The 12,338-nt window shown below is 59.9% G+C and carries 10 protein-coding genes; 4 read left to right on the plus strand and 6 right to left on the minus strand.

What is annotated here, in order from left to right:
* Window positions 1–2: 2 nt before the first annotated feature.
* The 4 genes from guaA to CLU80_RS07445 all read right to left on the minus strand — a co-directional run bounded on the left by guaA (window position 3) and on the right by CLU80_RS07445 (window position 4,733).
* The gene (gene guaA, locus CLU80_RS07430) at window positions 3–1,580 is read right to left on the minus strand and encodes a glutamine-hydrolyzing GMP synthase (RefSeq protein WP_038363003.1); all 1,578 of its coding nucleotides are present in this window, start codon (window positions 1,578–1,580) and stop codon (window positions 3–5) included.
* Window positions 1,581–1,679: 99 nt separating this feature from the next.
* Window positions 1,680–3,149, minus strand: coding sequence for an IMP dehydrogenase (gene guaB / locus CLU80_RS07435; RefSeq protein ID WP_034156270.1), 1,470 nt, complete (start codon window positions 3,147–3,149; stop codon window positions 1,680–1,682).
* Between the two features lie 116 nt (window positions 3,150–3,265).
* On the minus strand, window positions 3,266–3,814 hold the full coding sequence (locus CLU80_RS07440; protein WP_099757094.1) for a sugar ABC transporter ATPase: 549 nt from the start codon (window positions 3,812–3,814) through the stop codon (window positions 3,266–3,268).
* Between the two features lie 151 nt (window positions 3,815–3,965).
* Window positions 3,966–4,733: a sulfite exporter TauE/SafE family protein gene (locus tag CLU80_RS07445; protein WP_093430640.1), complete on the minus strand. Its 768-nt coding sequence runs from the start codon at window positions 4,731–4,733 to the stop codon at window positions 3,966–3,968.
* Between the two features lie 100 nt (window positions 4,734–4,833).
* On the opposite strand from CLU80_RS07445, the gene CLU80_RS07450 reads away from it, so the two are divergent.
* The 4 genes from CLU80_RS07450 (at window position 4,834) to leuA (ending at window position 10,199) form a co-directional block, all read left to right on the plus strand.
* A complete protein-coding gene (locus CLU80_RS07450) occupies window positions 4,834–5,778 on the plus strand; it encodes a LysR family transcriptional regulator (RefSeq protein WP_099757095.1) in 945 nt (314 codons plus the stop codon).
* Window positions 5,779–5,863: 85 nt separating this feature from the next.
* Entirely contained in the window at window positions 5,864–7,243 is a 1,380-nt protein-coding gene (xseA, locus tag CLU80_RS07455; RefSeq protein WP_099757096.1) for an exodeoxyribonuclease VII large subunit, read from the plus strand.
* Window positions 7,244–7,246: 3 nt separating this feature from the next.
* Window positions 7,247–8,068, plus strand: a complete 822-nt coding sequence (locus CLU80_RS07460; RefSeq protein ID WP_099757097.1) for a M23 family metallopeptidase — start codon at window positions 7,247–7,249, stop codon at window positions 8,066–8,068.
* A 451-nt stretch (window positions 8,069–8,519) separates the two neighbouring features.
* Window positions 8,520–10,199, plus strand: a complete 1,680-nt coding sequence (leuA, locus tag CLU80_RS07475) for a 2-isopropylmalate synthase (protein ID WP_007916856.1) — start codon at window positions 8,520–8,522, stop codon at window positions 10,197–10,199.
* A gap of 174 nt (window positions 10,200–10,373) precedes the next feature.
* Here leuA and CLU80_RS07480 read toward each other — a convergent pair whose 3' ends face one another.
* Both CLU80_RS07480 and CLU80_RS07485 read right to left on the minus strand, forming a co-directional pair.
* A complete protein-coding gene (locus CLU80_RS07480) occupies window positions 10,374–11,165 on the minus strand; it encodes an amidohydrolase (RefSeq protein WP_099757099.1) in 792 nt (263 codons plus the stop codon).
* Complete coding sequence (locus CLU80_RS07485) at window positions 11,153–12,301, minus strand: pyridoxal phosphate-dependent aminotransferase (protein WP_099757100.1); 1,149 nt, start codon at window positions 12,299–12,301, stop codon at window positions 11,153–11,155. Before CLU80_RS07485 ends, CLU80_RS07480 begins: the two co-directional genes overlap by 13 nt.
* Window positions 12,302–12,338 lie beyond the last annotated feature (37 nt).

Consider the following 12,338-nt stretch of genomic DNA (forward strand, 5'->3'; position numbering starts at 1 on the left):
GATCATTCCCACTCAATCGTCGCCGGCGGCTTGCTCGACACGTCGTAAGTGACGCGGGAGATGCCTTCGATTTCATTGATGATGCGGCCGGAAACGGTTTCCAGCAGTTCGTAAGGCAGGTGAGCCCAACGCGCGGTCATGAAGTCGATGGTTTCTACGGCACGCAGGGCCACGACCCAGGCGTAACGACGGCCATCGCCGACCACGCCAACCGATTTCACTGGCTGGAACACGACGAACGCCTGGCTGACTTTGTGGTACCAGTCAGCTTTGCGCAGTTCTTCGATGAAGATGTGGTCAGCGCGACGCAGCAGGTCGGCGTATTCCTTCTTCACTTCACCGAGGATGCGCACGCCCAGACCCGGGCCCGGGAACGGGTGACGGTAGACCATGTCGTACGGCAGGCCCAGCTCCAGACCCAGACGACGAACTTCGTCCTTGAACAGTTCGCGCAGTGGCTCGACCAGTTTCAGGTTCATCTCTTCCGGCAGGCCGCCCACGTTGTGGTGCGACTTGATCACATGGGCCTTGCCGCTTTTCGCGCCAGCCGATTCGATCACGTCCGGGTAGATGGTGCCCTGCGCGAGGTACTTGATGTTTTCCAGTTTGTTCGACTGGGCATCGAATACGTCGATGAAGGTGCGACCGATGATCTTGCGCTTCTTTTCCGGATCGGCTTCGCCGGCCAGGTTGTTGAGGAACTGGTCCTCAGCGTTGGCGCGGATCACCTTGACGCCCATGTTCTCGGCGAACATGGCCATCACTTGCTCGCCTTCGTGCAGACGCAGCAGGCCGTTGTCGACGAAGACGCAAGTCAGTTGGTCGCCGATGGCTTTGTGCAGCAGCGCGGCAACCACCGAGGAGTCAACGCCGCCGGACAGACCCAGCAATACGTTGTCGGTGCCGACTTGGGCGCGGATGTTGGCAATGGCGTCTTCAGCGATCTTCGACGGCGTCCACAGGGCTTCACAGCCGCAGATGTCGAGGACGAAGCGCGACAGGATACGACCGCCCTGCTTGGTGTGGGTCACTTCCGGGTGGAACTGCACGCCGTAGTAGCCACGGTCGTCGTTGAACATGCCGGCGATCGGGCAGCTCGGGGTGCTGGCCAGAATGTGGAAGTCTTCCGGCATCTTGGTGACTTTGTCACCGTGGCTCATCCATACGTCGAGGCCGAACAGGCCGTCAGCGTCGATGTGGTCTTCGATGCCGTCGAGCAGGCGGCTCTTGCCGACCACGTCAACGCGGGCGTAACCGAACTCACGCAGTTCGGAGCCTTCAACCTTGCCGCCCAGTTGCTCGGCCATGGTCTGCATGCCGTAGCAGATACCGAAAACCGGTACGCCCAGATCGAACACTGCCTGTGGGCAACGCGGGCTGTCGGCGACGTGCACGGACTCGGGGCCGCCGGCGAGGATGACGCCTTTAGGAGCGAATTCGCGGATCGCATCTTCGTCCATGTCGAACGGGTGCAGTTCGCAGTACACACCGATTTCGCGCACGCGGCGGGCGATCAGTTGGGTGTATTGCGAGCCGAAGTCGAGGATCAGGATGCGGTGAGCGTGAATATCGAGGGCCATGATTCAGTCTCGTCTAAGTCGTTCAGAAACAGTCGTGATTCAGAAACAACTCGGGGCTGAATCAAACAGCCCCGGTTGCTTTGCTTGTAGCTTGAAGGCTCAACCTACGCGGTAGTTTGGCGCTTCTTTGGTGATCTGCACGTCGTGAACGTGGGATTCGGCCATGCCGGCGCCGGTGATCCGCACGAATTCAGGCTTGGTGCGCATTTCTTCGATGTTGGCGCTACCGGTGTAGCCCATCGAGGAACGCAGACCGCCCATCAACTGGTGAATGATCGCGCTCAGGGTGCCTTTGTAAGGCACACGGCCTTCGATGCCTTCCGGAACGAGTTTCTCGGCGCCTGCCGAGGAGTCCTGGAAGTAACGGTCGGAGGAACCTTGAGCCTGGGACATGGCGCCCAGCGAACCCATGCCGCGATACGCCTTGTACGAACGGCCCTGGAACAGTTCGATTTCGCCCGGCGCTTCTTCAGTACCGGCGAACATCGAGCCCATCATCACGCAGGAAGCACCGGCTACGATGGCCTTGGACAGGTCACCGGAGAAACGGATGCCGCCGTCGGCGATCAACGGTACGCCAGTGCCTTCAAGGGCAGCGGCGACGTTGGCGATGGCACTGATTTGCGGGACGCCGACACCGGCGACGATACGGGTGGTGCAGATCGAGCCAGGGCCGATACCGACCTTGACCGCATCAGCGCCAGCTTCGGCCAGGGCCTTGGCTGCGGCGCCGGTGGCGATGTTGCCGCCGATCACCTGCACTTCAGGGAAATTCTCTTTGACCCAGCGAACGCGGTCGATCACGCCTTTGGAGTGACCGTGGGCGGTATCAACTACCACCACGTCCACACCGGCATTGACCAGAGCAGCGACGCGGTCACCGGTGTCTTTACCGGTACCGACCGCAGCGCCCACGCGCAGACGACCTTGATCGTCCTTGCTGGCCAGCGGGTAGGCTTTGGCTTTTTCGATGTCTTTGACGGTCATCATGCCTTTGAGGGCAAACTTGTCATCGACGATCAGAACTTTTTCCAGACGGTGCTTGTGCAGCAGCTCGCGGACTTCGTTCTTGTCGGCGCCTTCACGCACGGTGACCAGACGCTCTTTAGGCGTCATCACTTCACGTACGGTGGCTTCCAGACGGGTTTCGAAACGCACGTCACGGGAAGTGACGATGCCGACCAGGTCGCCATCGTGCAGGACCGGAACGCCGGAAATGTTGTGCATGCGGGTCAATTCGAACAGGTCACGTACCGTGGCATCAGCCTCGATGGTGATCGGATCCTTGACGACGCCGGCTTCGAACTTCTTGACCTTACGCACTTCGGCAGCTTGCTGCTCGATGGTCATGTTCTTGTGGATAATGCCGATGCCACCTTCCTGAGCCATGGCGATTGCCAGACGGGCTTCAGTGACGGTGTCCATTGCGGCAGAAACCAGAGGAATGTTCAGCTCGATGCCACGGGTAAGGCGGGTCTTGAGACTGACTTCGTTAGGAAGCACCTCGGAATAACCAGGCACTAAGAGAATGTCGTCGAATGTCAGAGCTTCTTGGCTGATACGCAGCATCGCGGGGGCTCCCGAGCGGGAAAATGGAAGCGCGCCATTATAGTCATCCACCCCCTGCTGTTCAATGTAAAACTCAGCTTAATATCAATGTTGCTGATGTACGGGAATCCCCGCCGTTACAGCTCCACCTTGACCCAAGAGACAGGTTGATCGAGCCAATCGGCGAACTCATCGATAAAGCTCTGCTTGAAGCCCGCCTCCAGCCAGTTGTTGAAGATGAAACCGAGGTTGGAAAACCCGCACTCCTGCAGGTACAGGAAGCCGTTGATGTCGTCTTCGTGACCGCATTCCGGGCAGGTGAAGTTGTCGGTGCGCCCCGGCATCCAGTCTTCGAGGCTTTCGAACAGCGCTTCGCCGATCTCGCGACGACACTCGGCGCAACCGGCCTCTTCGAGAAAGCCCTTGGCCGGTGTGTAGATGCAGCGTTTGGTGACGATCTCCAGCCCGTTGATCGGCTCACCAAATGGTAGCGCTTGCGGGTGCAGGACCACGGCGCGGGCGCCATCGGCAATCCCGTAAGCCATGCGGTTGCCGGTGCGGCCACAGGTTGTCAGCTCTTCTTTGATGATGTTCTTGCGCACCAGCCAGCGAACGATCGCCCGGGCCCGGGGTTCGTGGACCGGCAGGGTGGAGATTTTCGGGACGATGATGCTTTGCGAATTCATGGGAAATCCTGCGGTGTGACTTCTGACGCCTTCGCGAGCAAGCTCGCTCCCACAATGGAATGCAGTTACCTGTGGGAGCGACGGTGCGACGATTCGACCTGCTCGCGAAGAGGCCCTAAAGGCCGGCAGCTTAATCCCTGACAAAATCCGGTCAAGTGCTGAGGTAGCGCCCGATCAATGCCAGCCCGCTCGCCAGCACCAGCCACGTCACCAGCCGTACAAATGCCTCGCGCGACAACTTCATGGTCAAGCGCCGCCCGATCCACAGCCCCAGCGCCATGGCCGGCAACAGACACAACGCCAGCATCAACAAGGGTAGCTCGGCATACACACCGGCGATGGCAAACAGGCTCAAACGCACCACCGTGCTGCAACTGATAAGCGCACTTTGCGTGGCCCGCGCGGCGTCTTTCGGCAGCCGACTGTTGAGATAAATCGCGTATAGAAAGCCGCCACTGCCAAACAGCGCGCCGAACAACCCGCCCACTGTCCCCATCGGCACTGCCCAGGCCGCCGACAATTGCGTCGGCCGGGCTTTGACCCACAGGCTGTAAATCGCGTAAGCGCTGATAAACAATCCCATCAACAACAGCAACAGATCGGATTTCAGATTAAGCAGGAAAATCACTCCCAGCGAGCAGCCCAGCGCCATGCACGGCAGTAGCCGCAACAACTCCGGCTTGGCCACATCCCGCCGCGACGGCAGCAGGTTGCCGAACGCTGCAACGAAATCGAGTAGCACCAGCAGCGGCACAATCTTTGACAACGGCATGAACAGAAGCAGAATCGGCCCCGCCACCAATGCAGTGCCAAATCCGGCAATGCCGAACACGATGTAAGCCAATGCGATGCCCAACCCAATCACCGCCCAGCCGCCAGCGCCCCACGCCCATTCACTCAACAACCCCGCCACACTCATCGTTCCGCTTCCTTAATAAGCCTGAGATGACTTTAGCCAGCGCCGAGGGTTGCGACTAATATCTTCAAAGTCGATCACCCATCTCAAAAAGGCATAACTGGTGCTTTCAACCCGTCAATTGCGTTACTTCGTCGAAATTGCCGACTGCGGCAGTTTCAGTGCTGCGGCTGAACGTTTATTCGTTGCGCAATCGGCGCTGAGCCGGCAAATCAAGGACATGGAAACGCGCCTGCAAACCCCGCTTTTCGAGCGCACCGCGCGCCAGCCTCGCCTCACTGCGGCTGGGGAAGCTTTTTTGCCGCGAGCAAGAAATCTGCTGAACGAGCTGAGCAAGGCCAGCGCCATGGCCACCGAAGTCGGCAATGGCCAGCTCGGCACCTTGCGCCTCAGTCACTCCAGCACTGTGTCTATCAGTGGCCGGCTGCTCAGTGATATCGGCGCTTATCTGCAGCAACAGCCTGGCGTATCACTGGATATCGGCAAACTCTCTTCGGAAGCGCAACTGGAAGAACTCGCCGAAGGACGCCTCGATGTCGGCCTGCTGCGCCTGCCGGTGTTGCGCCAGCGCGAAGGTATTCAGATTGTGCCGCTGTTTACTGAACGGTTGCTGTTGGCAGTGCCGATGAATCATCGATTGGCCGAGGCTGAGCGTGTCGATCTGGCCCAACTGAAGGACGAAGCGTTCATCTCGATCCCGCATCCACAGCGTGGCGGCCTGAGCTATCTGTGTGCTGACCTGTGCATGCGTCAGGGCTTCTTTCCGCAAGCGGCGCGGGTCATGTCGCGCAAGACCACCCAGCTCCAGCTGATTCAGGCCGGGTTCGGCATCGCCCTGCTGCCGGAATCGATGCAGGACATCGCCCCAAGCGGCGTACGATTTCTGCCGCTGACCGATCCCGATTGCCAAAGCACCGTCGCCCTCGCCTACCCACAGAACCCCACGCCGCTGATCCAACACTTCCTCCAGACCTTCACCAATCCCCCTTGTGGGAGCGAGCCTGCTCGCGAAAGCGGACTGTCAGCCACTGAAGATGTCGAAGGATAAGAAGCTTTCGCGAGCAGGCTCGCTCCCACAGGGTTTTGTGCGGTGTCATGGTGATTCGACGGCAAATGCCTTTAAACTGCGCCCCATGATTAAAGATCCCTTTGCAAGACTTGGCCTGGACCGTGAGGTCCTGACCGTCAGCCAGCTCAACGGCCGCGCGCGGGTGTTGCTCGAAGACGTGTTCAGCAACATCTGGGTCGAAGGCGAAATCTCCAACCTCGCGCGCCCGGCGTCCGGCCACATCTATTTCACCCTCAAGGACAGCGGCGCGCAGGTGCGTTGCGCGCTGTTCCGGCAGAACGCTGCGCGAGTGCGTCAGGCGTTGAAGGACGGCCTGGCGGTGAAGGTGCGTGGCAAGGTTTCGCTGTTCGAAGGCCGTGGCGACTATCAGTTGATTCTCGACACTGTCGAACCTGCCGGTGACGGTGCACTGCGTCTGGCCTTCGATGCGCTGAAGGAAAAGCTCAGCGCCGAAGGTCTGTTCAGTGCCGAACGCAAAGTGCCGTTGCCCGCGCATCCGCAGCGCATCGGCATCATCAGCTCGCCAACCGGCGCGGTGATTCGCGACATCATCAGCGTATTCCGCCGCCGTGCGCCGCAGGTGCAACTGACGCTGATTCCGACTGCCGTACAAGGCCGCGAAGCCACCGCGCAAATCGTCCGCGCGCTGAAAATGGCCGATACCCGTGGTTTCGACGCACTGATCCTCGCCCGTGGCGGCGGCTCGCTGGAGGACCTCTGGTGCTTCAACGAAGAAGCTGTAGCCCGTGCCGTTGATGCCTGCGTGACGCCGATTGTCAGCGCCGTCGGCCATGAAACCGATGTGTCGATCAGCGACTTTGTTGCCGACGTGCGCGCACCGACGCCGTCTGCGGCTGCCGAATTACTCGCGCCCGATTCCAGTCATCTGATCCGTCAGGTCGAAAGCCTGCATCGGCGCTTGGTGATGCGCATGCGCGACCGTTTGATGCGTGATCGTCTGCGCTTGGAAGGCATGGCCCGTCGCTTGCGCCATCCCGGCGAACGTCTGCGCCAACAGGCTCAGCGCCTGGATGATCTGGACATGCGCATGCGTCGGGCGTTCGAGCGCCATCTCAATACCCGTCGCGAGCGCCTGATCCGCCTGGAAACACGCCTCGCCGGCCAGCATCCGGGGCGGCAATTGGCGATGTTGCGCCAGCGACTCGACAGCCTCGCCGAACGCTTGCCTCGCGCCATGCGCGAAGGTCTAAAAAACCGGCGCCTGCAATTGCACAGTCAGATGCAGACGCTGCACGTGGTCAGCCCATTGGCGACGCTCGGTCGCGGTTACAGCATTTTGCTCGATGAGCGTGGCCATGCGATTCGCAACGCTGCACAGACCCACACCGGCCAGCGCCTCAAAGCCAAACTCGGCGAAGGCGAACTGCAAGTGCGCGTCGAGGACAATCACCTGACGCCTGTCACTCTCTCTTTACTGGACTGATCCATGCCGCGCTTTCTCGCTCCACTGTTTTTGCTCTGCCTGACCTTCAATGCCCACGCCGACAGTTACATCACCCGGCTACTGAACAAACCGGTGCCGGGCGGTGTGGCGGTGGTTGATCTGGGCACCGCCGCGCAGGCACCGAAAGCCACGTATCAGGGCAAACCGGTGCTGGTGGTGAAAGAGCAGAACAACTGGCTGGCGATTGTCGGCGTGCCGTTGACGGTGAAGCCGGGCGCGCAACAGATCAGCAGTGGCGGGCGCAATCTGCCATTCACCGTGGGTAACAAGAAATACCCGGAACAACGCATCACCCTGAAGAACAAACAGCAAGTCAACCCGGATCAGTCGAACCTCAAGCGCATTGAGGGCGAACTGGCCGAGCAGATCAAGGCTTACCGCAGCTTCAGCCCGAACACACCGAGCAATCTGTTGTTGGACAAACCGGTGAACGGTCCGTTGTCGAGCAAGTTTGGTGTGCGTCGCTTCTTTAATGGTGAAGAGCGCAATCCACATGCAGGCCTCGATTTCGCGGTGCCAGCGGGCACGCCGATCAAGACCCCGGCGGCGGGCAAGGTGATTCTGATCGGCAACTACTTCTTTAATGGCAACACCGTGTTTGTCGACCATGGGCAGGGCTTTATCAGCATGTTCTGCCATATGTCGAAGATTGATGTGAAAGTCGGCGATCAATTGGCGCGGGGCGCTGTGGTCGGCAAGGTTGGCTCGACTGGTCGGGCAACCGGGCCGCACATGCACTGGAATGTCAGCCTGAATGATGCCCGGGTGGATCCGGCGATTTTCATTGGCGCATTTCAACCTTAAGACAGCCGATGGGCTGATGGCCCCTTCGCGAGCAAGCTCGCTCCCACATTGGATTGCGTTCAAAACACAAATCCCTGTGGGAGCGAGCTTGCTCGCGAAGGCGGCCTACAACGCACATCAATGCTATAAACCCCAATTGCGCCCCAATCAAACCTCGCGCAAATATCACAACGATCAGCGACCTCCAGCGCAATAAAATCCTGCAAAAACCCGCTTTCCGAGTATTCCTCTCAATTTTTTCCGACTGCTTGCCATCCTCTCCCCTCGCGGTTAGGGTTGAAGGCATGAAAACCTCTCACACCCTCATTCAGCTTCGCCAGCACCGCAGCCTGTGCCTCGTCAGCGCACGACTGCCAGGCTGAATCGCGGCACCTCGTCCCACGCTTTTCCAAGAACATTCGTAACACCGGCAGGCCGCCTCTTTTCGGCCCAGACAATAAGGAATTTCCCGATGAGCATGCTCAAAGATCCGTCTTCGAAATACCGCGCGTTTCCCGTCATCAACTTGCCGGATCGCACCTGGCCGTCGAAAACCATCGACACCGCGCCGATCTGGTGCAGTTCCGACCTGCGTGACGGCAACCAGTCGCTGATCGAGCCGATGGACGCGGTGAAAAAGCTGCGCTTCTGGAAAACCCTGGTGCAGGTCGGTGTAAAGGAAATCGAAGCGTCGTTCCCGGCCGCTTCGCAAACTGATTTCGACTTCGTGCGTACCCTCATCGAAGAAGGCCACATCCCGGACGACACCACCATTCAGGTGCTGACCCAGGGCCGTGAAGATTTGATCGAGCGTACGTTCGAATCCCTGCGCGGTGCGAAAAAAGCCATCGTTCACTTGTACAACGCCACCTCGCCTTCTTTCCGTCGCATCGTCTTCAACCAGGACAAGGACGGTATCAAGGCCATTGCAGTCAACGCCGCCAAGCTGTTCGTCAAATACGCGGCGATGCAGCCGGACACCGAGTGGACCTTCGAATACTCGCCGGAAACCTTCAGCGCTACCGAGCTGGAATTCGCCAAGGAAGTCTGTGACGCGGTGATCGAGGTGTGGAACCCGACGCCTGAGCACAAGATGATCCTCAACCTGCCGGCTACCGTTGAGTGCGCGACCCCGAACGTCTACGCCGACCAGATCGAGTGGTTCGGCCGCAATATCAACCGTCGTGACAGCGTGATCATCAGCCTGCACACCCACAACGACCGTGGCACCGGTGTCGCCGCTACCGAGTTGGGCCTGATGGCCGGCGCCGATCGCGTCGAAGGCTGCCTGTTCGGCAACGGCGAGCGTACCGGTAACGTTGACCTCGTCACCGTCGCGCTGAACATGTACACCCAGGGTCTTGACCCGCAGCTGGACTTCTCCGACATCGACGGCGTGCGCAAAGTGGTCGAAGAGTGCAACCAGATTCAGGTTCACCCACGTCACCCGTACGTTGGCGACCTGGTACACACCGCATTCTCCGGCTCGCACCAGGATGCAATCCGTAAAGGCTTCTCCCAGCAGAAACCGGATGCACTGTGGGAAGTGCCGTATTTGCCGATCGACCCGGCCGACATCGGCCGCAGCTACGAGGCGGTGATTCGCGTCAACAGCCAGTCGGGCAAGGGCGGCATCGCTTACTTGCTGGAGCAGGAATACGGCATCAGCCTGCCACGTCGCATGCAGATCGAGTTCAGCCAGGTCGTGCAGCGTGAAACCGATCGTCTCGGCCTGGAGATGACCGCCAAGCAGATCCATTCGCTGTTGATCAGCGAATACCTGCAAGCCAACACCCCGTACGCGCTGGTCAGCCATCGCCTGCAGGAAGAAAACGGCAACAGCGCCGTCGAAGTGGAAGTGGCAAGCAAAGGTCAGGGCGAAACCAACCTGCACTGGCGCGGCAAGGGTAACGGTGCGCTGGAAGCACTGGTCGCCGGTCTGCCGATTCCGGTGGAGATCATGGACTACAACGAACACGCGATCGGCGCGGGCACCAACGCCAAAGCAGCGGCGTACATCGAACTTCGTGTGAACGGCGAACGTGCAGTGCACGGCGTGGGCATCGATGAAAACATCACCACGGCCAGCTTCAAGGCCCTGTTCAGCGCGCTGAACCGCTCGCTGAGCCAGCCTGAGGCGAAAGCGGCGTAATCGATCGCTGAAATGCAAAAGGCCCCGGCGTTTGAACTCCGGGGCCTTTTTTGCCTACAGGTTTTGGCTGACTTTTATGGCCCCTTCGCGAGCAGGCTCGCTCCCACAGGGAAATGCATTCCAAATGTGGGAGCGAGCCTGCTCGCGAAGGCGTCCTGACAGGCGCTGCGAGTATCAGGTGAACTCAAAGGTGTCGGCATCCAGATTCGCCGGAAAGCGCTCGCGATACGCCGCCAGTGACGCCGCCTCCAAAACCACCTTGAACACCCCGTCCGCCTCCCCTGCCGCCAGTAAGGTCTCACCCTGGAAATCCAGCACCTGACTGTCACCGGTGTAGGCGAAGCCCTTGCCGTCCGTGCCGACGCGATTCACCGCCGCCACATAGCAAAGGTTTTCGATGGCTCGCGCCGGCAACAGGCGATTCCAGTGCAGACGCCGCGCGCCCGGCCAGTTGGCGGTGTACAGCAACAGATCAGTGTCCTGCGCATCGCGGCTCCACACCGGGAAGCGCAGGTCGTAACAAATCAGCGGACGGATGCGCCAGCCCTTGAGTTCGAACTGCACCTGACGTTCGCCGGGGGTGTAGTGATTGTGCTCACCGGCCATACGGAACAGGTGACGCTTGTCGTAATGCAGCACTTCGCCGTCCGGCCGCGCCCACAGCAGGCGATTGCGATGGCTGCCGTCGGCGGCCTGGATAATCACACTGCCGGTAATGACCGCATTGAGCTTCGCCGCCTGAACCCGCAGCCATTTGCTGGTCGGGCCATTCTCGGCTTCGGCAAGGGTTTCGGATTCCATGGAGAATCCGGTAGTGAACATCTCCGGCAGAACGATCAGATCCGCCCCCCGCGCCTGCTCCAGCAACACCGCGAAATGTTCAAGGTTGGCCTGGCGGTCATGCCAGGCCAGGCTGGTCTGGATCAGCGCCAGGTTCAGATCAGGTAACGCACTCAGATCACGCATAGTTTTGCCGCCGCTTCACGCAGCGTCTCCTCGCGTTTGGCAAAACACAGACGCACCAGGCGCTGGCCTTGCGGTGGGTTCTGGTAGAACACCGACACCGGGATACTCGCCACGCCGTGTTCGCGGGTCATCCATATGGCCATCTCGACGTCGTTGAGGTCGGGACGGATCTGCGAGTAATCGACCAGTTGGAAATAGGTGCCGGTGACTCGGGTGAAGGTGAAGCGCGACGGCGCCAGCAGATCGCAGAACAGATCGCGCTTGGCTTGGTAGAAGCCCGGCAACTCTTCGACGTGTTCCGGGTGCTCGGCCATGTAATCGGCCAGCGCATATTGCAACGGCGTGACGCCGCAGAAACTGACGTACTGGTGGACCTTGCGCAGTTCGGTGGTCAGCGCTGGCGGCGCGACGACGTAACCGGTTTTCCAGCCGGTGACGTGATAGGTCTTGCCGAACGAGCTGACCACGAATGCGCGCTGATACAGCTCTTCATGGGCCAGCACGCTGACGTGCGGCACGCCGTCGAACACCAGATGTTCGTAGACTTCATCGCTGATCAGGTAGATGTCGCGACCACGGATCAACTCTGCCAGTTGATCGAGTTCGGCACGACTGATCAGTGCGCCGCTCGGGTTATGCGGGGTGTTGATGACGATCATTTTCGTGCGCGGACTCAGGGCAGCAGCTAGTTGATCGAAATCGATGGAGAAGTCGTTCGGATTCAGTTGTACATGTACGCAACGACCGCCCGCCAACTCTGTCGCCGGTTCGTAGCTGTCGTAGCACGGATCGAACACGATGACTTCGTCGCCGCTGTGGATAACCGCCTGAATCGCACAGAAGATCGCCTGGGTCGCGCCCGGCGTGACCGTCACTTCACTGTCGGCATTGACTTGCACGCCATAGCTGCGAGCGATTTTCGCCGCAATCTGCTCGCGCAGCGCCGGCAGGCCAGTCATCGGTGAATACTGGTTGTGGCCACTGGCGATGTGCCGACCGACCGCGTCACGCAGGGACTGCGGGCCGTCGAAGTCAGGAAAACCCTGGGACAGATTGATCGCTCCGGTCTGGGCCGCGAGCTGAGACATCTGCGTGAAAATAGTGATGCCGACATTCGGCAGCTTACTCGTGATCATCGGGGGTTCCCTGCTCAACACCCGGCTCTGACGACGG

The sequence above is a fragment of the Pseudomonas sp. 29 genome, from assembly GCF_002754355.1.
Classification (GTDB): domain Bacteria; phylum Pseudomonadota; class Gammaproteobacteria; order Pseudomonadales; family Pseudomonadaceae; genus Aquipseudomonas; species Aquipseudomonas neuropathica.

What these genes read in the sequence shown, in the direction of transcription:
- guaA (WP_038363003.1), bottom strand. Translation starts at nt 1,580, where the DNA reads ATGGCCCTCGATATTCACGCTCACCGCATCCTGATCCTCGACTTCGGC.
- guaB (WP_034156270.1), bottom strand. Translation starts at nt 3,149, where the DNA reads ATGCTGCGTATCAGCCAAGAAGCTCTGACATTCGACGACATTCTCTTA.
- CLU80_RS07440 (WP_099757094.1), bottom strand. Translation starts at nt 3,814, where the DNA reads ATGAATTCGCAAAGCATCATCGTCCCGAAAATCTCCACCCTGCCGGTC.
- CLU80_RS07445 (WP_093430640.1), bottom strand. Translation starts at nt 4,733, where the DNA reads ATGAGTGTGGCGGGGTTGTTGAGTGAATGGGCGTGGGGCGCTGGCGGC.
- xseA (WP_099757096.1), top strand. Translation starts at nt 5,864, where the DNA reads ATGATTAAAGATCCCTTTGCAAGACTTGGCCTGGACCGTGAGGTCCTG.
- CLU80_RS07460 (WP_099757097.1), top strand. Translation starts at nt 7,247, where the DNA reads ATGCCGCGCTTTCTCGCTCCACTGTTTTTGCTCTGCCTGACCTTCAAT.
- leuA (WP_007916856.1), top strand. Translation starts at nt 8,520, where the DNA reads ATGAGCATGCTCAAAGATCCGTCTTCGAAATACCGCGCGTTTCCCGTC.
- CLU80_RS07480 (WP_099757099.1), bottom strand. Translation starts at nt 11,165, where the DNA reads ATGCGTGATCTGAGTGCGTTACCTGATCTGAACCTGGCGCTGATCCAG.
- CLU80_RS07485 (WP_099757100.1), bottom strand. Translation starts at nt 12,301, where the DNA reads ATGATCACGAGTAAGCTGCCGAATGTCGGCATCACTATTTTCACGCAG.